The organism is Bacillus sp. MT94, assembly GCF_058792475.1.
In genome coordinates this window covers 1-21,257 of record NZ_JBXAEZ010000008.1, presented here as the reverse complement: position 1 = coordinate 21,257, position 21,257 = coordinate 1, and the positions used below count along the sequence as shown (strand labels likewise).

Below are 21,257 nucleotides of genomic sequence, written 5' to 3'. Positions count from 1 at the left end.
TTTCCTCCTCATTATATATATTCTTGAAAAGAAAAAATGTTCCTCGACTATGTTAAAATAATAGAGAGGTGAGAGTATGGCTGTCATTACAAAAATAGAAGTACAAAAACGATCGAAAGAACGATTTAATATTTATATTGATAAAGGCCAAGGTGAAGAGTACGGGTTTAGTGTGGATCAAGTAATCTTAATGAAACATGGATTACAAAAAGGCTTAGAAATTGATGAAATAGAGTTAGGAAATATTTTGTACAATGAAGAGGTACAAAAAGCATATTTACAAGCAATCTCCTATTTATCCTATCAAATGAGAACAAAACAAGAAATAGAAGATTTTTTACGAAAAAAAGAAGTGGGACAGGCCATCATCTCTGAAGTCGTTTCGAAATTATTACATGACCGATATATTAATGATAAAGAGTACGCTGTTTTATATACGCGAACGCAAAGTAATGTGAATCGAAAAGGTCCAACTGTTATTAAAAGAGAGTTGTTAAATAAAGGTGTTCAAGATTTACTTATTATGCACAGTTTACAAGAATATCCGAAGGAAAAGCAAATTGAGAATGCCTTGTTTCTCATAGAAAAGAAGAAAAAATCTTATCAAAAGCATTCTTTTTTACAAATGAAGCTAAAGTTAGATGAGATGCTTGTTCGAAAAGGATATTCTAGAGAAGTAATTCAAATTTGTTTGGAAGAATTGAAAGACGAAAGAGATGACGAAAAGCAACAAGAAGCGTTACACTATCATGGGAATAAATATTATGAGAAATATAAGAAGCATGATGGATGGACATTTGAAAACAAGATGAAGCAAGCGTTATATAGAAAAGGATTCTCTATTGATGAAATTGAGATATTTTTGCAAATGAAACGCGAAGAGGAATGAGGAGAATAAGATGAATATGCCAAAACGCTACAGTGAAATGACACCGCATGAGCTAAGGGAAGAAATTGGCGCTTTGAAGGAGCAAGCAGTAAAAGCTGAGCAGCTTGGGATTGTCAATGAATTTGATGTATTAATGAGAAAAATGGCAATGGCTCGTGCTTATATGACGGATATAAACAAGTTCCGTATTGGTGAAATATATGAATTAGTAGAAGAACCTGGTGTATTATTTAAAATTACGTATTTCAATGGGGTATTTGCTTGGGGATATAAGCAAAATGATAATGAAGAGATTGGCATACCAATTTCCTTATTGCAAGAAAAATAAAAACCAGAGAGCACATATCTCTCTGGTTTTCATCTTTGGTAGGCGTTAAAGGAGATAGGAGATTCTAAAATTGGCGTTTTTTACATTCATTTGCCAATATAATGAGAGACTGGGTTTGTTGCGTCTGTCCGTTAACTTGCGCTTTCGCATGTTTTGGACGAGTCCACGTATGGTTAAATAATTCAGAACGACTATCTAAGCGATCACGGTAGCTCATCTTTATCACCTCGTGTAGGAAGTTAATTTAATTTGTACTACTCTTCCTGCTGATTTGCAGCACGCATACGTTCTTGTGGGTGCGTGTTAATTGTGCCGTTAGGTCGCTTTGAAGCGAAGCGTGATTTCGCTTTCGGCTGACCGTCGATTTTGCTGTTGTTTTTTGACTCAGACCAAAATTCGGCTTGTTTACCCATTGCGAACGCCCTCCTCCTCATCAGTTGATACCTCTTTAAGAAGTATCACTTATAGAATGTGCAAAACAGAAGAAACTATCCTTTAGAAATGAAGGGATAAATAGGTAAAAGGAGATTAGAACATGAATGATATTTATGAAGCATTAACGAAAGAATTATTAGACAAGAATGACAAGCTTTCTTACGGACAAGCTCGTGCATGGGTTGAATTACTTTGGGAAGATTTTCAAACAACTTATGCAAAATCAGGGCGTTATCAAGGTGAGGAAATGACTGAGCAAGTGGTACGATCATGGATTAATAATCATGGTGTACGCCTTCATGAAATGCGTACAAACAATCCGAAGTATAGTCATTTAATTAATCAAGAAGATCATTTGAAACATTAAAAAAAGCGACTTGAGTCGCTTTTTTTAATGTGGAAGTAATTCCAGTTTTTTTCGAAGTTTTTCTTCACTAAAAATCCATCCTGTATAGGAACTAATAATATTTAAATTATGGTCGAGCTGAACAATCGCGACAAATGGATAATAATCTTTACTTCGATACCGTAAATCAATGAATCGTACTTCGTAATAATGATCATGATCAAAAATATCCCAGCGATATACAGGAGAGAAAGATAGGAAGGCTGAGATGTTTTCATCTTGTTTAGCTGCTCGCATAATATCATTGTCTGGGAACGGTACCCGATCGAACTTGTCATATATCATGATGTTACCACGGTGCCATCTCGCAACGTAGTAATAATCAGCTGTAACGACTGCTAAATGATAATGATAAAATCGGTAAGAAGGAGAAATGATAATCTTTTCGACATTTTTGAAACGTTTGTGTACAACGCTTCTTATATTTCTGTGCATCATAATTCGTCCGATATAGTAAACAATCATTAATATATATGCTGCTAAGGCAGTGTATCCTTTATGAGAACCGACGAGCATGCAAGCAATTGCAAGTATATGGATAAAGAAAATTACGGTATCGAATGTATTAATCACGCCGAGTGCGACCCATTTTTTTGTGAAAGGCCGTAATGCTTGTGTACCATAGGCGTTGAAAATATCTACAAAGACGTGAAGGAAGACTGCAATAAATGACCAAAGTAGTAGATGAAGATATGGAGCGTCTGAAAAGAAGGCGAAAGAGATGCCACTTATAAGGAATGACCAAAGAATTACCGCGGGAATGGAATGAGTAACTCCGCGATGATTTCTTATATATTTAGCGTTATTACGCAATTTTAAAACTGTGTCAATGTCAGGAATGTTGGAACCAGCAATTGTAGCAAGCATAACAGCTTGTGGGCCAATATCACTTTGTGCTATGGCTGGGTCTAATGTTGCTAAGCTACCTAAAGTGATACCCATAACAAGGTGAGTGGCTGTGTCCATAGAAATCCACCTCCGTTTTTTATTAATGTAACTCTTTTTATTCGATACCTCAAGTCCTTTGCCTTCAATTTCCTATGTCATCTTACTTAAATTTTTTCCTAAAATCTTTATAATAGTACTTATATGCAAAAAAATGAGGGGGATCAAGTTTGACACTTGAAATACTAAAAAATTTTAATATAGAGCAGTTTCAAAATGATTTAATTGGTTGGTTTGAAGAAGAACAGCGCGACTTACCGTGGAGAAAGAATAAAGATCCATACCGCGTTTGGGTTTCTGAAATTATGTTACAGCAAACAAGAGTAGAAGCTGTAAAACCATATTACGCAAATTTTATGGGGAAGTTTCCTACACTTGAAGCGTTAGCGAACGCAGATGATGAAGAAGTATTAAAAGCATGGGAAGGTTTAGGGTATTATTCTAGAGCACGTAATTTACACGCGGCTGTAAAAGAGGTAAAAGAAGTATATGGCGGAATAGTACCGAGTGATGTAAAGAAAATTGAAAAGTTAAAAGGAGTAGGACCATATACAAAAGGTGCTATTTTAAGTATCGCATATGGTATACCAGAGCCAGCAGTTGACGGAAATGTTATGCGTGTATTATCTCGCATTTTATCAGTATGGGATGACATTGCAAAACCAAAGACTAGAAAAGTGTTTGAAGAGATTGTGCGTGAAATTATTTCGAAAGAAAATCCATCTTATTTTAATCAAGGTTTGATGGAGTTAGGTGCATTGATTTGCATTCCAAAAAATCCATCTTGCTTACTTTGTCCTGTACGTGAGCATTGCAGAGGATATGCTGAAGGTGTTCAAAAAGAACTACCAGTAAAAAGTAAAGCGAAAGCTCCTACAATGGTACCGCTTGTTGCAGGAGTACTTCAAACTGAAGATGGTCGTTACGTTATTAATAAACGTCCAAGTAGCGGATTATTAGCTAATATGTGGGAGTTTCCGAATATTGAACTTGGCGAAGGGATTCGAAGTCAGAAAGAACAGCTTATAGATTATATGAAAGAAAAGTTTGAGCTTTCGATTTCTATTGATGAGTACGCAATGAATGTACAACATACATTTACTCATCGTACTTGGGATATATTTGTATTTTACGGAAAAGTAACCGGTGATATTGTTGAAACAGATACATTGAAACTTGTATCGAAAGAAGCATTTGGGCAGTTACCTTTCTCTAAATCGCATCGTACGATTTATGAGAGTTGTGTTGAGAAAATTACAATGCAATAAACAAAAAAGTGTTCCCTAAATTGGGAACACTTTTTTAATCGTAAGAAATTTTTGTCCCATGAGTCCAACTGGCATCACCTTCTTGTAAGCCGCCCCTTGATTCGATCTCTATTACAATTTCTTTATAAATACTTTGCCCTTCCGCATTTAAATAGGGCAAAATCTGTTGTAATGAATGATGAAAATAAGCTAATTCATCTTCTTTCCATTCGTTTTTTGAAAGCATCGTTAGTTCAGTCATATCGCGTCCTATATACATATTTCCACCTCCATTTTCTATAGTTTGAATGAGTAACAAGAGATGTATGCGGAATTTTTTTAAAAGAAAATTACGGATAGCTTCTAGTTGAATTGGTTACATTATTGATTGTGGAGGTGAGAAAGATGAGTAAAAAACAACAAGGTTATAACAAGGCAACTTCTGGTGCTAGCATTCAAAGTACAAATGCTAGTTATGGTACAGAGTTTGCAACTGAAACAAATGTACAAGCAGTAAAACAAGCAAACGCACAATCAGAAGCAAAGAAAGCACAAGCTTCTGGTGCACAAAGTGCAAACGCTAGTTATGGTACAGAATTTGCAACTGAAACAGACGTGCATGCTGTGAAAAAACAAAATGCTAAGTCAGCTGCAAAACAATCACAATCTTCTAGTTCAAACGAGTAATGAAAGAAAAACACTTCTCCAATTCGAGAGAAGTGTTTTCTTTGTGTGCGGGTCATTGTAATGAAAAGAAAGTGAACGACATAACTTCTAATAAGTCAACAAATGTTGTCAAAGGAGAAGGAAGTTAAAGATTAGAAATATGTAATTAGGAATAATAACTGATGAAGAAATCCAAAAGGGGGTAAGTAATGAACGATTTTGATAAGTTGGTGGGAGAACAATTGGAAACGATGGATGAGCTGTTAAAATTGCAATCACACTTAGAGAAGTATCAACAAATTGAAATGAATGAAAAAGATACGTGCGATAAAAAAGAACTGCATTTTATCCGTCAGGAAATATATAGAACAGAAGTAGCGTTGAAGATGTTACATGAGAAATTTGAAGAACAAACGAATAGTGTAATCCAATCTTTTACAACTGAAAAAATGATTTCAAATTTAGGATAAGATATATTATTGCCTTCAGGTGAAAAGTCCTTCAAATAGAGAGGGGCTTTTTCTATTACATGTCCTCGTTTATAAATAATACAGTACAATCCTTGTGTTCTGAGAAGATTGGGTATTATTGTATTCAACGATAAACCTCCTGCATATTCAGTGTGGAAAATAGAGTCTTATCCCTTTAGTTTTAAAATTTTGACAAAAAAGTTATAATAGAAGAAAAGTGAATGCCGTTCAAAGGGCATTTGCAGTTGAAAGAAGGGAGCATATATGGGATTTCCCAAAGAAGGAGAAAAAGTACAAATACATAGTTATAAACATAATGGCTCCATTCATAGAATGTGGGAAGAAACAACAATTTTAAAAGGGACACAGAGTCTTGTGATCGGAGCGAATGATCGTACAGTAGTTACAGAATCGGATGGCCGAACATGGATTACGCGTGAACCAGCAATTTGTTATTTTCATGCCAACTATTGGTTTAATGTGATTGGGATGCTTAGGGAAGAGGGCGTATATTATTATTGTAATTTAAGCTCCCCTTTTGCGTATGATTCTGAAGCATTAAAGTATATTGATTATGATTTAGATATTAAAGTGTATCCAGATATGACATATACGCTTCTAGATGAAGATGAGTATGAAAAACATAGTCAAATTATGCAGTATCCACCTGTTATCGATACAATTTTAAAACGAAATGTAGCACATTTAACACAGTGGATTCATCAAAGAAAAGGTCCGTTCGCACCAGACTTCGTAGATATGTGGTATGAACGATATTTAATGTACAGAAATTAAAACAAACCTGCAGGGGGCTTCCCGGCAGGTTTGTCCTATTAGAGGGGGGATTATGTGCAGGGCATAAAAAGATATTTACAATTTGTTAAACCATATCGATGGCTTATCGCTATTACAATTATTATTGGACTAGTTAAGTTTGGTATCCCACTTATTATGCCGTGGTTATTAAAGTATATTATCGATGATGTAATTCAAGGCGGAGGTTCACTTCAAGATAAAACATCTCAATTAATAACAGCGATTGGAATTGCTTTTTTTATTTTTGCGGTATTAAGACCACCGATTGAATATTATCGTCAATATTTCGCGCAGCGTATCGCAAATACAATACTGTATGATTTGCGGAAGTATATTTTTGGTCACTTACAAAAATTAAGTTTACGTTATTACTCCAATACAAAAACAGGAGAGATTATTTCGCGTGTCATCCATGATGTAGAACAAACGAAGGATTTTGTAATTACTGGTTTGATGAACGTCTGGTTAGATACTGCAACAATTGCTATTGCCATCATTGTTATGTTTTCTATGAATATAAAATTAACATTTGTTGCGTTATTGATTTTACCTATTTATGTAATTGCAGTGAAATATTTTTTCGGACGTCTTCGGAAATTGACGAAAGAGCGTTCACAAGCGTTAGCGACGATGCAAGGATATTTGCATGAACGTATTCAAGGAATGCAAGTGACACGTAGCTTTGCGTTAGAAGAGTATGAGGGGAAGCAGTTTGAAAAAAGAAATAATGAATTTTTAACGAAAGCATTAACCCATACAAGTTGGACGGCGAGAACATTCTCGGCAGTAAATACGTTAACAGATTTAGGTCCATTACTTGTGATTGGTTTTGCAGCATATGAAGTAATTCAAGGGCAGTTAACGCTAGGGACGATGGTAGCTTTTGTTGGATATATGGATAGTTTATATAGTCCGCTTCGCCGCCTTGTTAATTCATCTACAACATTAACACAATCTTTTGCATCGATGGACCGTGTGTTTGAACTGTTAGATGAAAAATACGATATTGTTAATGTGCCAAATGCGGTACAAACGAAAAAATTAAATGGAGAAATTGTATTTGATAATGTTTCTTTTCGTTATAATGCAGATGAAAAAGAGATATTACACAACTTGTCATTAACTATGCAGCCTGGAGAGAAAGTAGCGCTTGTAGGAGCGAGTGGGGGAGGAAAGTCATCTCTTGCTAGTTTGATCCCGCGTTTCTATGATGTTTCTGAGGGAGCGGTTTATGTAGATGGGATAGATGTAAGAAAGTATAATATGAGAAATTTACGTAGTAATATTGGAATTGTACTGCAAGATAATTTATTGTTTAGCGATACAATTGGAGCAAATATATTATATGGAAATCCGAAAGCTACAGAGCAAGAAGTGATTGCAGCTGCCAAAGCTGCGCAAATTCATGATTTTATTATAGACTTACCAGATGGTTATAATACTGTCGTTGGAGAACGTGGTGTAAAGCTATCGGGCGGGCAAAGACAACGTGTGGCAATTGCACGAGTGTTTCTAAAGAATCCGTCGGTACTTATATTGGATGAAGCAACTTCGGCATTGGATTTAGAAAATGAAAGGTATATTCAAGAGGCGCTTCAGACGTTAGCTGCTGACAGGACGACGATTATAATCGCACATCGATTAGCGACGATTACGCATGTTGATACGATTATTTACATTGAAGACGGTGAGATTAAAGAGACTGGTTCTCATGAAGAGTTAATGCGAAAAAAAGGATTTTATTACAATTTATATCAACTTCAACATATAACAGAAACAGCTCCTTTAGCATAAAAGGAGCTGTTTTTTTATTCGTCTTCTTTTTTATCATCGATTTGGAGTTCTTTTTCTGGTTTATGGTATGTGTAGAAGCTATCTACAAGTAAATCTAAATGCTCTACTTCTTCACTATAGTTAATAATGGAAGAAATAAGAGGGAAGAGATGTAGCCATGTTTTATATGCTTCTTCATCGTCCTTATTTTGATATTCCATAAAGATATCAATTAATTCTTGTTTACCTGTTTCAACTTCATCAAGCATCTCAACAGATTGTTGTTTTTTTGCTTTACCAATAAATTTTAATAAAACTTGTTCATGATAATGCGTTAATGAGTCAAGTTCGTTTTGTATAGATTCCTGAAACTCTTCCGGCATGTAACGCAGTTCGTTTTCAGTACGGTGTAATGATTTTAACGTACTTAAAGCACGGCTTGTTGTCGCTAACATTTGTCTGAATAAAACGAGCTTACGAATTTTTGCGAACTTTACTTTTTTCGTGTAGCTTCTTTCTTCTTTATACAGCAAATAGTAATGGTTTAATTTGATCATTTTTTCTTTCATACGATCAATATCAGTTTTTAGCGTTGTAAAATCAGAAGCTTGCCTGCTATTCATTCGAATCCATTTTACAATTTCTTCTGTATTATCAACGATACGATGATAAAGTTTTGTTTCATATTTCGGCGGCATAAATACTAAATTTACAAGTGAAGCCGCAATAATACCAATCATAATCGTCGCAAAGCGAAGTAAGGCAAAACTAAAGAAATCTTCGCCTTGATACTCCATAATGGCGATAACTGTTACTAAAGCAATTGATATTGTGTTTTCTAATCGTAATTGCAGTGTAAGAGCAATTACTAATATACATGTTAATCCAATAATAAAAGGATTATGTCCAAAAGCAGTAGCAAATGCGATAGCAAATATCGCACCGATTACATTTGCTTGAATTTGTTCAAGTGCGGTTAAATAAGAACGGTATACAGACGGTTGAACAGCAAAGATAGCTGAAATTCCCGCAAATACCGGACTCGGTAATTGAAGTAAAATACAAGCAAATAAAGCTAACGTGATGGCAATACCCGTTTTTAAAATGCGAGCACCAAGTTTCATACCCTTAATAAGATCCTTTCTCTTGTCATAATGAATGTACAACATGATACTATACATTCATTACAATATGTTAGCAAGTGATATTTTAGTGACGTTAAAAGAAATTAGTATTCATTTTATCGCGCTAATTGTGAACAGTAAGATTCCCGCCTCTAAATTCAGTAGCTGGATGCCGGTAAACGCTCAATTGCTGTAGGCTAATTAAAGTTTCACTTTATAATTTTTCCTAATTTCTTTTAAACATCAGTTTTTAGTAAAAAGACCTGCTGAATTTCAGCAGGTCTCAAATTGTTACTATAGATTACTATGAGAAGTGTACTTCGTCAATTTTTTCTTAATAATGAAAATTACTCATGTTACTCTGTTGAGATAGATGGATCTGCCTGTTCTTTTTTCGGGATAATTTCAAAAAACTGGTTTTGTATATCATCTAATAACGGGGTTAACAAAGCAACTTCCTCATATTGCTCATGCTCGTTTAGTACACGAATATAGTCTAACAATAATTCAGTTACATCTTTCAAACCGTTTTTACTAATTGGTTGTAATGTAACATTTGCCCCTTTTGCGATTCTTCTTTTTAAGGCTTGTTCTGTTAAGCCTAAGTTTGAATCATGACGTAAATAAACAACACCGCCAGTCATGCCGGCGCAAATCCATGGACCAGGGTCACCTAAAACAAGCGCTCGCCCATTTGTCATATATTCAAAAGCAAACCCTTTAATATTGGAGTATGCCCCTATATTCCCGTGCTCTTTTTCACGGAGTGGTTTTGTTATTCTACCTCCAATTATCATGTCTGCCCCAGAAAGGCGAATGCCAGCGCGAGCATCAGCGTTCCCTTGCACGTATAGTGCCCCTTTTTGTGCACCATATCCAAATCCTTTTCCGACAGAACCGTTATAATATACTCCATCTTCTCCTTTTGATTTCGTTATATAAATACCACCACCAAAGGAAGTTTTACCAATGCCATCTTGTGCGCCGCCATTTACGTGTATAAATAAATTTTCACTATTGTAAGCACCTAACCCATTTCCGGGAATAGAACCATTCGTATACTTTAATGTAAGTGGTTCAAGTTGAGTAGCTTCATATAGTTTACTGCGAACGCGATAACATGATTCTAGACCACCCATAACGCGTTGCTCTACACCAACGCCTACTAATTCTTTTGAGTCAGCGGAATGAACGGTTTTAAATTGTTTTTCCGGCACGTCTTCTGTTGTTGTAACAGATGGATGTTCTATTATTTGTAGTAAATTACATAAGTTTAATAAATTTTCGCCTCGAACTTGCTCTAATAAATCAGAACGCCCAACAATTGTTTGTAAATTTGTATACCCAAGCTGTCCTGTTAATCGTTGTAGTTCTACACCGAAAGAGGTGAATAAATTTAACAGGCCGGCAACTGCGCTTTCTAATTCGCGCGGGACGAAGCGGCGTAATCCGTGTTCTTTTGCTTGTGCTTCAGACTCGATTTGTGTCGCAATTCCAACATGGCAAGTATCTAGATGGCACCCACGGCAAGTAGTACAGCCGATTGCAATCATTGATAGTGTGCCAAATCCAATACGGTTTGCTCCGAGGAGCATGATTTTCAAGGCATCATTTACACTTCGAATACCACCATCTGCCCAAATCTCTACTTTATGTCTCATGCTTGCTTCTAATAAAGCGTTGTGAGCGGCTTTAACACCAATTTCTACAGGGAGACCTACATGCTGCAATGCGTGAATACGTGCAGCACCTGTTCCGCCATCGAATCCGCTAATGTTAATAAAATCAGCGCCAGCTTTGGCGATACCGACAGCAATTGTTCCGATATTAGGAACGACAGGGACTTTCACGGCTACTTTGGCAAGTTGATTAGCTGTTTTAATTTCTGTAATCATTTGAGCTAAATCTTCAATTGAATAAATATCATGGTTATTAGAAGGTGAAATTAAATCTGAGCCGATTGTCGCATTACGTGCTTCAGCTATTTTGGCTGTCACTTTTGAACCAGGTAAATGTCCACCCTCTCCAGGCTTTGCGCCTTGACCGATCTTGATTTCAATTAAGTTTGATGAGTTTAGTAGTTCGGCATTTACTCCAAATCGTCCAGATGCCACTTGTTGTCCACGTGTATGTGGGTATTTCCCAATCATATCTTTAATTTCGCCGCCTTCACCGTTCAAGCTAATCATATTTAGCTGATCGGCCGCTTCTGCATATGCGCGAAAGGCGATTTCGTTTTGAGAACCAAATGACATAGAACTAATAATAAATGGTAAATTATGATTTTGAATGCCGATAGATACTTCTTCAGTTGGAACGACATGTTTTGTTTGTTTCGTTTGAACAAGGTGTCTGATTGCGATTGGATTATTCTCTTCTAGTTCACTTAACTTGTCACGGTAATCATCATAAGAATTTCCTTTTGCAACATCGCCAATTGCTTTCCAAATTCGCGGGAATATATGAAATGATTTTCGCATTCTAATTTTAGGATTGTTATAATCCTCTGCTCGTATTTTTGCATCTTCAGTAAGTGATTCAAGTGAAAAAGCTAAATCATTTGAACCGAAGAAATTTGTAATTTGTAATATATTTGCAATTTCTTCATGTAACCCAATAGATGAATAGAGACGTCCGTAACCACGTAACTCATGAATTCCAATTGTTGAAATGACTTTTTCTAATCCTTTATTAAGTGCATTATACAGATTCGTAATTGGTGTTTTTGTTCCATCATTTACAGTGGCGAATAATAAATATGGATTAATACCATCTGCTCCTAATCCATATAGTGTGACAATGTCATGTAAGGAGCGAAGAGCACCAGAACGTATAACGAGAGAACAATTGCGGCGTAATTTATTTTCACTTAATGCTTGATGTACTTTAGCAGTAACTAAATGTGGATCAATCCACAAGCGTTCATTTAGATGGGCTTTTGCGTCATCTAATACTAGTAGAGAAGCACCATTGTTAACAGCAGCTATCGCTTCAGAACTAATGCGGCTTAATGCACATTGCAGAGTTTCTGACGAGCTGAATGTAGCAGAGATTGTGGCGATAGAGTTATGAGTCATAAATAACTCTATGAGTTGTTCATACGTAATTGTGTGTAATTCCTCTGCAATAGGTTGTGCCACGCTGCCTTCTAAAATAATTGGTGAAAGCATTTCAACTACAAATGGCCGTTTTGCGCCGCTTAATAAACTTGGACGCTCTCCAAGTACAGTACGTGTAGAGAAGTGTTCAATTTCACGGTCACGGTCAATTGCAGGGTTTGTAACAACAGCTACACTTTCTTTAATAAAGTCAGCGATATTTCGTCTATCAGTATCGAGTGCGGCAAGTGGTGAGTCATGCCCAAGTGAGCGTATTGGCTCAACGCCTTTTGTTGCCATCTGTTCAAGGAGCTGAATATGTTCTCGGTCCCATCCGAAAGCGACGTATTGTTTCGTTTCAACTTGAACAGAATCACATAGCCCTTGGATTTTTTTCGTTTCAGGGATAGATAAATTTAAATGGTAATTGGTAGTATCAATTCGCTTTTTAAAACGGTTATATACTTGGATTTGATATTTGTCATATTCATAAAGAACAAGTTCATCTTGTTCATTCCATTTTAATCCAACCTTTTCTCCAGGGGCGAGTGGTTTTGGTTCTGCTACATATTTAGTTGGTGATACAACTCCAGGTTCAGAAGAGAAAATATAAGAGCTCTCTGTCTCTACTTTCCATACTGGGCGTAATCCAAGGGAATCAACACTGAAAACAGCTTCATCTTTAAAACGGGAAATGATGCCAGCTGGTCCTTGTGCAAAATGTCCCCATGCTTCACGTATATACGTATATAAATCTTGTAAAGGTGTTTCATAAAGTTTAATTTCATTAATAATTGGAGGGAACAATATTTCCATTGCTTCAAATAAACTGTAGTCGTATTGAACAAGTAGAGTTTCTAAGATGCGGTTTAAATCTTGAGAGTCACTGCCTCCAGCAGTAAGTGGTACATCAATCATTTCAGCTTGATCGCGTAATTTTGCGATTGTGTTAATTTCACCATTATGTCCGAGAATGCTAAATGGTTGTACACGAAAAAAATTAGATAATGTATTAGTAGAGTAGCGGTTATGTCCTAATGTCATAGTTGAAGCGATAAGTGGATGTTGTAAATCATTATAGTAGGCAACAAGTGTATCACCAGCACCTAGAACTTTATATACAACATGATCACGACTTAATGAAGCAACATGAATTGCTTCGTTTTCCTCTATTTTTATTGTGACAGAAAATAATGTTTGCTCAATATTTGTAATTTCGTTTTCTGCGATAAGGGCAACTTGCCAAAATAAAGGTTCTTCTTGTTTACCAAGTGGACCGAGTGCATCGGAGTTTGTTACATCATCACTTTCGAAAATGATTGTAAATTTTTTGTTGTTTAATTGCGTACGAATATAATCTTTTAAGATAGTAATGTTTTCTTTTTTATTTAGAAAAAAATGTCCAACGATAAAGTGGGGATGATCCACAATCGTTGGATTATATCCGCTACTTTTTAGTTTTTCATTCCAAAGCGCTTTTGGTACATCAATGTGAATGCCGATGCCATCGCCCTCACCATTAATGAAACCAGCTCTATGATTCATTTTGACGAGTGATTGAATACAAAGGTCAATGTTTTCTTTTGTAGCAATTTTTCGTTTCTCCATAACGGAAACGATTCCACACGCATCGTGTTCTGCATTTCTATAATCTCGAAATAAAGACGGTGTCCATGTATTTTTTGTATTGAGCATCCGTCAATCCCCCCTCTTGTAAAAGTTAGAATAATCTTACTATTTAAGGTGCAAATCACCTTGTACACAGAGATAGTAATGCTGTAAAAGAATATAAAACAGATAATTATGAATAATTATACTATTAATACGGGATTTATGAAATAGAAAAAAGGAAAAAAGAAAGGTGAGCTTTCTTTTTTCCTTTTAATGACGGGATTATTTATTGTCTGCTAGGGCAGCAAATGCTCTGCCGACAGCTTCGATTGTATATTCAATATCTTCTTTTGTATGTTCTGTCGTTAAGAACCATGCCTCGTATTTAGAAGGTGCTAAGTTAACTCCTTCTTGAAGCATAAGCTTGAAGAATTTACCGAACATTTCACCGTCTGTATCTTGTGCGGCATCGTAATCTTCAATTGTATTTGTTGTGAAGTATACAGTTAAAGCTCCTTTTAGACGGTTTAATGTAATGTCGATATTATGTTTCGTTGCTTGCTCTAAAATTCCTTTTTCAAGCATTGCACCAAGTTCATCTAATTTCTCATAAAGTCCTTCTTGTTGAAGCACTTCTAGACAAGCGATACCTGATGCCATAGAAGCAGGGTTTCCTGCCATTGTACCAGCTTGGTATGCAGGTCCAAGCGGAGCAACTTGTTCCATAATTTCTTTCTTACCACCGTAAGCACCGATCGGTAAACCGCCGCCAATAACTTTACCAAGCGCTGTTAAGTCAGGTGTCACACGAAGTAAGTCTTGAGCACCACCGTACATAAAGCGGAAAGCAGTAATAACTTCATCGTAAATTACTAGTGCGCCAGCTTCGTGAACAAGTTCATTCACTTTTTCAAGGAATCCTGGTTTAGGTTCTACAATACCGAAGTTTCCAACAATCGGTTCTACAAGGATAGCTGCTACTTCATGACCCCATTTATCTAACGCCTCTTTTAAAGTTTCTACATTATTAAATGGAACGGTAATAACTTCTTGTGCGATACTTTGTGGTACGCCAGCTGAGTCAGGAGTTCCTAAAGTAGAAGGACCAGATCCAGCTGCCACAAGTACTAAATCAGAATGACCGTGGTAACAACCAGCAAATTTCATGATTTTTGTGCGACCTGTATAAGCACGAGCAACACGAATCGTTGTCATCACTGCTTCTGTACCAGAGTTTACAAAACGGACTTTATCTAATGCAGGCATTGCTTCTTTTAACATTTTTGCGAATTTTACCTCTAGCGCTGTTGGTGTTCCGTAAAGTACCCCATTTTCAGCAGCTGTTGTAATTGCTTTTGTTATATGCGGATGAGCATGTCCAGTAATAATAGGACCGTATGCTGCTAAATAATCGATATATTTATTTCCGTCTACATCCCAGAAATAAGCGCCTTTCCCGCGTTCCATAGCAACAGGAGCGCCGCCGCCAACTGCTTTAAAAGAACGAGAAGGACTGTTAACACCGCCAACGATATGCTCTAAAGCTTCTTTATGTAATTCTTCTGACTTTGTGAATTTCACTACAATTCATCTCCTTACAAAAATCTATGTATTATTCTAACATGTTTTTCGAAAAGACGTATTGTTTGTGATAGCGAAGGCAGTTGGGTAAACTATTCGTTGTGACATTTAGGAGGGGGGTCCGATTATGAAATCGGTAATTGAGGTACAAGGGTTACGTAAAGAGTTTACAGCCTATTCAAGTCGTCCGGGCTTAAAGGGTGCATTTCGCGATTTATTAAATCGTAATTATAAAATAGTACCAGCAGTAAATGATGTATCTTTTACTGTAAAGCAAGGTGAAATGGTTGGTTATATCGGTGAGAACGGTGCTGGTAAATCAACAACAATTAAAATGCTTACGGGGATTTTGACTCCGACATCAGGGCAAATCACAGTAAATGGAATGAATCCACATAAACAAAGAGAAGAATTTGTAAGAACAATTGGTGTTGTCTTTGGACAGCGCTCGCAACTTTGGTGGGATATTGCAGTCCAAGAATCGTTTCGTTTATTAAAGAAAGTGTATGGTGTATCAGACGCTCAGTATAAGGAGCATATGGAGCACGTAATTGAAACGTTAGATATAGGGCCTTTATTAGATAAACCAGTTCGAAAATTATCTCTCGGTCAAAGAATGCGTTGTGAATTAGCAGCAGCCTTAATTCATAATCCACCGTTATTATTTTTAGATGAGCCAACAATTGGGTTAGATGTACTTGTGAAATTGAAAATACGTGAATTTTTAAAAGAAATGAATGAACGTTATAAAACAACAATTTTATTAACTACTCATGATATTACGGATATTGAAGCTTTATGTGAGCGTGTTATCATGCTGGATGAAGGAAATATTATGTATGACGGTTCTTTAAATAATCTTCGTACGCAGTGGGGAGCAGAGAAGGAAATACACTTTCAGTTTGTTGCACCAGTTTCCTATCAAGCTTTATCAATGGTTATGCCAGATAATCATGTCGTTTGGTCGAAAGCAAAAGAGGAAAATGCATGGGTTGCAAAAATTCCGAATGAAGAAGTTATTATTTCAATGCTGATTTCTAAAGTAGTACAAGCCTTTCAAATTAAAGATTTAAAAATTAACGAAGTGTCTACAGAGGAAATTATTCGTAACATTTATGAAGAAGGTATTACGCATGGGTAAGTATATTGAAATGATTCGAATTCGCTTTTTAATGATGCTTGCGTATCGTACAAATTACTATAGTGGGATTTTAATTTATACGATTAATATCGGTGCTTACTATTTTTTATGGCAAGCAATTTATAGCGGAAAAGAGAATATTGAAAGTTTATCTATTTCGCAAATGACCACGTATATCGCAATCGCGTGGATGGCACGTGCCTTCTATTTTAATAATATAGATAGGGAAATTGCGATGGAGATTCAAGAAGGACGTGTGGCTGTAGAATTAATTCGTCCGTATAACTATTTGGGAATGAAAGTTATGCAAGGTCTTGGCGAGGGGATATTCCGTTTTGCCTTCTTTTCCATTCCAGGCATGGTTATCGTTACGTTATTATTTTCGTTGCAAATTACAACGAATTTTCAAACTTGGTTATATTTCTTCTTATCCTTAATATTTAGTTTTATTATTAATACACAAATTAATTTAATGACGGGAATGCTTACGTTTTTCCTATTTAATAATAGTGGGATTATGTATGCAAAACGCGTTGTTATTGATTTATTTTCAGGTCTATTATTACCAATTAGTTTTTATCCGTTATGGGCCCAAAAAGCAATGATGTTTTTACCGTTTCAGGCTATTAGTTATATTCCAAGTATGATTTTTTCTCAAGGTATACAGGGGAGTAAGTTGTATGAGGCTTTAGTATTTCAAGTGATTTGGGCGATTGTACTTATTATTCCAATTGTACTCATGTGGAGAACGGCGAGAAAACGTCTAATTGTACAAGGGGGATGATGAGATGCTATATATAAACTTATTTTTACAATATGCAAGTCAATATATAAAAACGAAATTGGAGTATCGAGGCGATTTTATCGTTGGTTTACTTTCTGATTTATCGCTTCAAGCAGTTAATTTAATATTTATTCTCGTTGTATTTGGGCATACACAAGCATTGAAGGGATGGAGTCGAGAAGAGGTAATCTTTATTTATGGTTTCTTTTTAGTACCATTTGCCATCTTTTCAGCTTTCTTTAATATATGGGATTTTAATGATCGATACATTATTAAAGGGGAGATGGATCGTGTATTAACGCGACCGATCCATAGCCTATTTCAAATTATATTAGAAAGAATGGAACTTGAATCTTTAATTGGAGCTATTACAGGGATTTTTGTAATGGGATATGCAGCTGTGGAGTTACAATTATCTTTTTACTGGTATGATTTCTTCTTATTTATATTGATGGTAGGAGGAGGAGCACTTGTATATGGAGGGATATTTGTTACGCTTGCGAGCCTTGGTTTTTGGTCGGATGCGAAAAGTTCAATTATGCCCCTTATGTATAACATAGGTAATTATGGGCGCTATCCTGTTAATATTTATAATCGTGTAATTCGTTTCATTTTAACGTTTGTTTTACCGTTCGCGTTTGTTGGAGTATATCCAGCAGCATACTTTTTAAGAAAAACAGAATGGAATAGTTATGCATTCGCGACGCCACTTGTTGGTGTTATCTGTTTTACGATTGCAATCAACCTCTGGAACCAAGGAGTAAAAAGATACCGTGGCGCGGGTAATTAATTATAGAAGCTTGTTCGTTTCTAAGGGATAAATCAGTCCTCCACCTCATACATATAAAATGAGGTGGAGGACATGTTATGGGGATTTATTCTATTAATTGCAGCAATCGCTATTTTGAAAAGTGTCCAATTATTATGGAGTTCTTATTCAGATTCAACGCGTTTTTTTTCGCTGTATAATTTGGCCACATTATTTTTGATCTATACAACAGTACTGATCGCGTTTGGATTAAGTTACGTTGTATTAGAGGAAATGGGTTTCGCAGTTTTGAAAGAGGACGGAGAAAGTTTGAACGTTCATTCTTTTCAACTCGTTGAAGTTTGTTTATATTTTAGCGCAGTTACTTTATTGTCTGTTGGATATGGTGACATATCTCCGATTGGAATTGGGCGATGGATTGCAATTGCAGAAGCGCTAATTGGATATACACTCCCTTTTGCTTTTGTGATGAGGTCTGTAATAGACAATGAAAAATAAGGAAGCATTTGTTATAGTAAAGGAAAAGAGTAGGAGTGATAACAATGATTACAGTAGGAGAAATGGCACCAGAATTCACATTAGAGGGAAGTAACGGAGAAGAAGTTAGCCTAGCTGATTTTCGCGGTAAAAATGTAGTTCTCTATTTTTACCCGAAAGATATGACGCCAGGATGTACAACTGAAGCATGTGATTTTCGTGATGCGTATGGAGTATTTCAAGAGAAGGATACGGTTATTCTTGGAGTAAGTCCTGATTCAGCGAATAGACATTTGAAATTCATTGAGAAACATGAATTACCATTTACACTTTTAGTAGATGAAGATCATAAAGTAGCAGAGTTATACGATGTTTGGAAGTTAAAAAAGAACTTTGGGAAAGAGTATATGGGAATCGAGCGTTCTACATTCCTTATTAATAAAGACGGTGAACTTGTAAAAGAGTGGCGTAAAGTGAAAGTGAAAGGACATATTGAGGATGTTCTTTCTTATATAAAATAAATCTACGTTGGAGATAAAATATGCAGAAACAAGGCAAGTGTCTATACATATTTTACTGCCTTACATAAAGTGGAAGTGTAGGGCATACCTCCTCAGATGATAGTATTCCAAGTGCGATTATGTCGCACTTTTTTCTATGTAATATATGAAGAAAAAGGGAAAGATACATAAAAACAAGTCCTGAATATAAAAATAAACCACATACTTATAGTAGAAATATTGACGATTTATAAGAAAAGGAGTACACTCTTTATAAGAATTATAAAATAATAATCCGTATAGAATCGGGGTGCATGACGGTGGTCAAAGAAGAATTAAAAGAAGCGCTAGAAATGCTGAAAAATACGGGTGTACGCATTACTCCACAGCGTCATGCTATTTTAGAGTACCTTGTGGAATCAATGACGCACCCAACAGCGGATGATATTTATAAAGCATTAGAAGGTAAGTTTCCAAATATGAGTGTTGCAACTGTCTATAATAACTTACGTGTGTTTAAAGAGGTTGGACTTGTAAAGGAATTAACTTATGGAGACGCTTCAAGTAGATTTGATTATGTTACAAGTCAACATTATCATGTGATTTGCGAAAAATGTGGTAAGATTGTTGATTTTCCTTATGGAGGCTTGGAAAAGCTGGAAGAGGAAGCTGCGAAAACGACAGGCTTCGTTATCAATAGTCATCGCTTAGAAATTTATGGCGTTTGTCCAGAGTGTCATAAGGCGTAATATATAATAAAGAAAGAGGCTGACGGCTATACGTCAGCCTCTTTCTTTATTATATAAGGATTAGCGTGAGGTTAATCGGGATTTACAGTGCTAAGTTAGTAAGAAGGGTTAGATAAAAGTTTGTCGAATTTACTTTGTATTGGTGGAAATGAATTCTTGGAGGGGACATTTTGAAGAAATATGAGATTAAAAGTGACATTCCAACATTGGAAGAATATAAATATTTATGTGATTCTGTGGGATGGACTAATTATATGAACTTTGAGGTGGTGGAAATATCACTTCAAAATTCGATTTACTGTATAACAGTCAAGGATAATAATCAAATCATCGGCATGGGCAGAATTGTTGGTGATGGGGCTATCTATTTCTATATTCAAGATATAGTGGTTCATCCAGAGTATCAAAAGAATGGTATTGGAAAGAAAATAATGAATACTTTAGTAGAATACTTAAATCAGAATGCTCCAGATAAAGCATTCATTGGTTTGTTTGCGTCGCAAGGGAAAACGTCATTCTACGAAAAATATGATTTTAAAGATTATTCGCCTAACATGACAGGGATGTTTACTGTTATTTCGAAAAAATAGGTGTAATAAATTTAATAAAACAATTAAAAAGTTGATTTCTTAAGAAATCAACTTTTTAATGAGTTGAAACGTTTGTAGTGTTGCAAACTCGTATTTCCCTTGATACTTATGATTTATAACTCTTCTTATTATACTTTTCATCAAATTCTTTTCCTTCTAGATCTCGATCTAGTGTTAAAGGTTGATTGCAGTGCATACATGCATCGACACGGCCGAGCATTTTTGTTGGCTTATCACAGCTTGGACAAATAATTTGGATAGTCTTAGTAGATAACATACCAATCCAAAAATAAACGACAGTGCTAGCGATAACAGCTAAAAAGCCAACCATCATAAAAGTTGTCATGATAATAATGTTTTCGCGGAAAAAGACACCTAAGTATGCAATGAAGAGGCCGATAAATACTAAACTTAATGCAAAGGTCCGGATTTTATTGATTTTGTTTGAATACTTAATGCTCATTCTCACCACACTCCTATAATAATAATATAACATAAAATTTAGAATTTTCACTCTCGCGTAAATTGATAAAGAGATAAGATATGAAATGGATAGGAGAGGAGCCATGAAGAATGAATAGGTGCTATAATGAATTTTAAGTTTTTAACGGGATGTGAAATTTTTTTGTGAAAAGTATTGACCCTGTATATACTGCATGATATATTAATAACCGTCGCTGATGCGGAAACGCAGAAAACGACAAAAAAGAAATTGAAAAACTTAGTTGACATTGAAAAATGAAGATGTTAACATAAGGAAGTCGCAAATGAGCGACCAATTAGTTCTTTGAAAACTGAACGAAACAAACAACGTGAAACGTCAATTTTTATTTTTAGATGCTAGACAAACTAACTTTA

At 35.8% G+C, this 21,257-nt stretch carries 24 protein-coding genes; 16 read left to right on the top strand and 8 right to left on the bottom strand.

The window, feature by feature from the left end; genetic code table 11:
* Positions 1 to 76 precede the first annotated feature (76 nt).
* Both recX and AC1Q51_RS23635 read left to right on the top strand, forming a co-directional pair.
* The gene (gene recX / locus AC1Q51_RS23640; protein ID WP_000268513.1) at positions 77 to 889 is read left to right on the top strand and encodes a recombination regulator RecX; all 813 of its coding nucleotides are present in this window, start codon (positions 77 to 79) and stop codon (positions 887 to 889) included.
* A gap of 10 nt (positions 890 to 899) precedes the next feature.
* On the top strand, positions 900 to 1,217 hold the full coding sequence (locus tag AC1Q51_RS23635; protein ID WP_001057023.1) for a YfhH family protein: 318 nt from the start codon (positions 900 to 902) through the stop codon (positions 1,215 to 1,217).
* Positions 1,218 to 1,281: 64 nt separating this feature from the next.
* On the opposite strand, the gene AC1Q51_RS23630 is transcribed toward AC1Q51_RS23635, so the two are convergent.
* Entirely contained in the window at positions 1,282 to 1,434 is a 153-nt protein-coding gene (locus AC1Q51_RS23630) for a YpzG family protein (RefSeq protein WP_000122093.1), read from the bottom strand.
* 37 nt (positions 1,435 to 1,471) lie between these two features.
* Complete coding sequence (locus tag AC1Q51_RS23625) at positions 1,472 to 1,630, bottom strand: small, acid-soluble spore protein K (protein ID WP_000517891.1); 159 nt, start codon at positions 1,628 to 1,630, stop codon at positions 1,472 to 1,474.
* A 122-nt stretch (positions 1,631 to 1,752) separates the two neighbouring features.
* Here AC1Q51_RS23625 and AC1Q51_RS23620 point away from each other — a divergent pair, with 122 nt between their 5' ends.
* A complete protein-coding gene (locus tag AC1Q51_RS23620; protein ID WP_000998159.1) occupies positions 1,753 to 2,019 on the top strand; it encodes a YfhJ family protein in 267 nt (88 codons plus the stop codon).
* Between the two features lie 24 nt (positions 2,020 to 2,043).
* Here the strand turns inward: AC1Q51_RS23620 and AC1Q51_RS23615 are convergent, their stop codons facing one another.
* On the bottom strand, positions 2,044 to 3,024 hold the full coding sequence (locus AC1Q51_RS23615) for a metal-dependent hydrolase (RefSeq protein WP_000379115.1): 981 nt from the start codon (positions 3,022 to 3,024) through the stop codon (positions 2,044 to 2,046).
* A 149-nt stretch (positions 3,025 to 3,173) separates the two neighbouring features.
* On the opposite strand from AC1Q51_RS23615, the gene mutY reads away from it, so the two are divergent.
* Positions 3,174 to 4,271, top strand: coding sequence for an A/G-specific adenine glycosylase (mutY, locus tag AC1Q51_RS23610; RefSeq protein ID WP_000171382.1), 1,098 nt, complete (start codon positions 3,174 to 3,176; stop codon positions 4,269 to 4,271).
* 34 nt (positions 4,272 to 4,305) lie between these two features.
* Here mutY and yfhS read toward each other — a convergent pair whose 3' ends face one another.
* Complete coding sequence (yfhS, locus tag AC1Q51_RS23605; protein ID WP_000275439.1) at positions 4,306 to 4,530, bottom strand: mother cell protein YfhS; 225 nt, start codon at positions 4,528 to 4,530, stop codon at positions 4,306 to 4,308.
* Positions 4,531 to 4,655: 125 nt separating this feature from the next.
* Here yfhS and AC1Q51_RS23600 point away from each other — a divergent pair, with 125 nt between their 5' ends.
* From AC1Q51_RS23600 to AC1Q51_RS23585, 4 genes are all read left to right on the top strand, one after another.
* On the top strand, positions 4,656 to 4,937 hold the full coding sequence (locus AC1Q51_RS23600) for a gamma-type small acid-soluble spore protein (protein WP_000039034.1): 282 nt from the start codon (positions 4,656 to 4,658) through the stop codon (positions 4,935 to 4,937).
* Positions 4,938 to 5,125: 188 nt separating this feature from the next.
* The gene (locus tag AC1Q51_RS23595) at positions 5,126 to 5,386 is read left to right on the top strand and encodes a YgaB family protein (RefSeq protein ID WP_000997586.1); all 261 of its coding nucleotides are present in this window, start codon (positions 5,126 to 5,128) and stop codon (positions 5,384 to 5,386) included.
* 264 nt (positions 5,387 to 5,650) lie between these two features.
* The gene (ntdP, locus tag AC1Q51_RS23590) at positions 5,651 to 6,181 is read left to right on the top strand and encodes a nucleoside tri-diphosphate phosphatase (protein ID WP_000506627.1); all 531 of its coding nucleotides are present in this window, start codon (positions 5,651 to 5,653) and stop codon (positions 6,179 to 6,181) included.
* A gap of 54 nt (positions 6,182 to 6,235) precedes the next feature.
* Entirely contained in the window at positions 6,236 to 7,996 is a 1,761-nt protein-coding gene (locus AC1Q51_RS23585; RefSeq protein WP_001161604.1) for an ABC transporter ATP-binding protein, read from the top strand.
* 14 nt (positions 7,997 to 8,010) lie between these two features.
* Here AC1Q51_RS23585 and AC1Q51_RS23580 read toward each other — a convergent pair whose 3' ends face one another.
* Entirely contained in the window at positions 8,011 to 9,099 is a 1,089-nt protein-coding gene (locus AC1Q51_RS23580) for an aromatic acid exporter family protein (protein ID WP_000765787.1), read from the bottom strand.
* A 43-nt stretch (positions 9,100 to 9,142) separates the two neighbouring features.
* On the opposite strand from AC1Q51_RS23580, the gene AC1Q51_RS23575 reads away from it, so the two are divergent.
* Positions 9,143 to 9,295: a hypothetical protein gene (locus AC1Q51_RS23575; RefSeq protein ID WP_153601216.1), complete on the top strand. Its 153-nt coding sequence runs from the start codon at positions 9,143 to 9,145 to the stop codon at positions 9,293 to 9,295.
* Between the two features lie 160 nt (positions 9,296 to 9,455).
* On the opposite strand, the gene AC1Q51_RS23570 is transcribed toward AC1Q51_RS23575, so the two are convergent.
* Positions 9,456 to 13,892 (bottom strand): glutamate synthase-related protein, encoded by a 4,437-nt coding sequence (locus AC1Q51_RS23570; protein WP_492331772.1) that lies wholly within the window; start codon positions 13,890 to 13,892, stop codon positions 9,456 to 9,458.
* Between the two features lie 198 nt (positions 13,893 to 14,090).
* Entirely contained in the window at positions 14,091 to 15,389 is a 1,299-nt protein-coding gene (gene hemL, locus AC1Q51_RS23565) for a glutamate-1-semialdehyde-2,1-aminomutase (RefSeq protein ID WP_142335492.1), read from the bottom strand.
* Positions 15,390 to 15,516: 127 nt separating this feature from the next.
* On the opposite strand from hemL, the gene AC1Q51_RS23560 reads away from it, so the two are divergent.
* The 7 genes from AC1Q51_RS23560 to AC1Q51_RS23530 all read left to right on the top strand — a co-directional run bounded on the left by AC1Q51_RS23560 (position 15,517) and on the right by AC1Q51_RS23530 (position 20,399).
* Positions 15,517 to 16,530 carry an ABC transporter ATP-binding protein gene (locus AC1Q51_RS23560; RefSeq protein ID WP_000843655.1) on the top strand — a complete coding sequence of 338 codons (1,014 nt, stop codon included), beginning with the start codon at positions 15,517 to 15,519 and terminating at the stop codon, positions 16,528 to 16,530.
* On the top strand, positions 16,523 to 17,314 hold the full coding sequence (locus tag AC1Q51_RS23555; protein ID WP_090978268.1) for an ABC transporter permease: 792 nt from the start codon (positions 16,523 to 16,525) through the stop codon (positions 17,312 to 17,314). The genes AC1Q51_RS23560 and AC1Q51_RS23555 overlap by 8 nt, the downstream gene beginning before the upstream one ends.
* A 4-nt stretch (positions 17,315 to 17,318) precedes the next feature.
* Entirely contained in the window at positions 17,319 to 18,104 is a 786-nt protein-coding gene (locus AC1Q51_RS23550) for an ABC transporter permease (RefSeq protein ID WP_090978270.1), read from the top strand.
* Positions 18,105 to 18,176: 72 nt separating this feature from the next.
* Positions 18,177 to 18,581, top strand: coding sequence for a potassium channel family protein (locus AC1Q51_RS23545; protein WP_000964345.1), 405 nt, complete (start codon positions 18,177 to 18,179; stop codon positions 18,579 to 18,581).
* A gap of 44 nt (positions 18,582 to 18,625) precedes the next feature.
* Positions 18,626 to 19,081, top strand: coding sequence for a thioredoxin-dependent thiol peroxidase (gene bcp / locus AC1Q51_RS23540; RefSeq protein WP_000633711.1), 456 nt, complete (start codon positions 18,626 to 18,628; stop codon positions 19,079 to 19,081).
* 299 nt (positions 19,082 to 19,380) lie between these two features.
* Positions 19,381 to 19,809, top strand: coding sequence for a peroxide-responsive transcriptional repressor PerR (perR, locus tag AC1Q51_RS23535; RefSeq protein WP_000237829.1), 429 nt, complete (start codon positions 19,381 to 19,383; stop codon positions 19,807 to 19,809).
* A 170-nt stretch (positions 19,810 to 19,979) separates the two neighbouring features.
* On the top strand, positions 19,980 to 20,399 hold the full coding sequence (locus tag AC1Q51_RS23530; RefSeq protein ID WP_000759744.1) for a GNAT family N-acetyltransferase: 420 nt from the start codon (positions 19,980 to 19,982) through the stop codon (positions 20,397 to 20,399).
* Positions 20,400 to 20,505: 106 nt separating this feature from the next.
* Here the strand turns inward: AC1Q51_RS23530 and AC1Q51_RS23525 are convergent, their stop codons facing one another.
* The gene (locus AC1Q51_RS23525) at positions 20,506 to 20,862 is read right to left on the bottom strand and encodes a YgzB family protein (RefSeq protein WP_000025058.1); all 357 of its coding nucleotides are present in this window, start codon (positions 20,860 to 20,862) and stop codon (positions 20,506 to 20,508) included.
* Between the last annotated feature and the right edge of the window lie 395 nt (positions 20,863 to 21,257).

Coding starts and splice junctions, on each gene's coding strand:
- AC1Q51_RS23620 (WP_000998159.1), top strand. CDS start 1,753: ATGAATGATATTTATGAAGCATTAACGAAAGAATTATTAGACAAGAAT.
- AC1Q51_RS23600 (WP_000039034.1), top strand. CDS start 4,656: ATGAGTAAAAAACAACAAGGTTATAACAAGGCAACTTCTGGTGCTAGC.
- bcp (WP_000633711.1), top strand. CDS start 18,626: ATGATTACAGTAGGAGAAATGGCACCAGAATTCACATTAGAGGGAAGT.
- AC1Q51_RS23635 (WP_001057023.1), top strand. CDS start 900: ATGAATATGCCAAAACGCTACAGTGAAATGACACCGCATGAGCTAAGG.
- AC1Q51_RS23575 (WP_153601216.1), top strand. CDS start 9,143: ATGATACTATACATTCATTACAATATGTTAGCAAGTGATATTTTAGTG.
- yfhS (WP_000275439.1), bottom strand. CDS start 4,530: ATGTATATAGGACGCGATATGACTGAACTAACGATGCTTTCAAAAAAC.
- ntdP (WP_000506627.1), top strand. CDS start 5,651: ATGGGATTTCCCAAAGAAGGAGAAAAAGTACAAATACATAGTTATAAA.
- AC1Q51_RS23595 (WP_000997586.1), top strand. CDS start 5,126: ATGAACGATTTTGATAAGTTGGTGGGAGAACAATTGGAAACGATGGAT.
- AC1Q51_RS23570 (WP_492331772.1), bottom strand. CDS start 13,892: ATGCTCAATACAAAAAATACATGGACACCGTCTTTATTTCGAGATTAT.
- AC1Q51_RS23555 (WP_090978268.1), top strand. CDS start 16,523: ATGGGTAAGTATATTGAAATGATTCGAATTCGCTTTTTAATGATGCTT.
- AC1Q51_RS23630 (WP_000122093.1), bottom strand. CDS start 1,434: ATGAGCTACCGTGATCGCTTAGATAGTCGTTCTGAATTATTTAACCAT.
- recX (WP_000268513.1), top strand. CDS start 77: ATGGCTGTCATTACAAAAATAGAAGTACAAAAACGATCGAAAGAACGA.
- AC1Q51_RS23550 (WP_090978270.1), top strand. CDS start 17,319: ATGCTATATATAAACTTATTTTTACAATATGCAAGTCAATATATAAAA.
- AC1Q51_RS23580 (WP_000765787.1), bottom strand. CDS start 9,099: ATGAAACTTGGTGCTCGCATTTTAAAAACGGGTATTGCCATCACGTTA.
- AC1Q51_RS23625 (WP_000517891.1), bottom strand. CDS start 1,630: ATGGGTAAACAAGCCGAATTTTGGTCTGAGTCAAAAAACAACAGCAAA.
- AC1Q51_RS23525 (WP_000025058.1), bottom strand. CDS start 20,862: ATGAGCATTAAGTATTCAAACAAAATCAATAAAATCCGGACCTTTGCA.
- AC1Q51_RS23615 (WP_000379115.1), bottom strand. CDS start 3,024: ATGGACACAGCCACTCACCTTGTTATGGGTATCACTTTAGGTAGCTTA.
- AC1Q51_RS23545 (WP_000964345.1), top strand. CDS start 18,177: ATGTTATGGGGATTTATTCTATTAATTGCAGCAATCGCTATTTTGAAA.
- AC1Q51_RS23560 (WP_000843655.1), top strand. CDS start 15,517: ATGAAATCGGTAATTGAGGTACAAGGGTTACGTAAAGAGTTTACAGCC.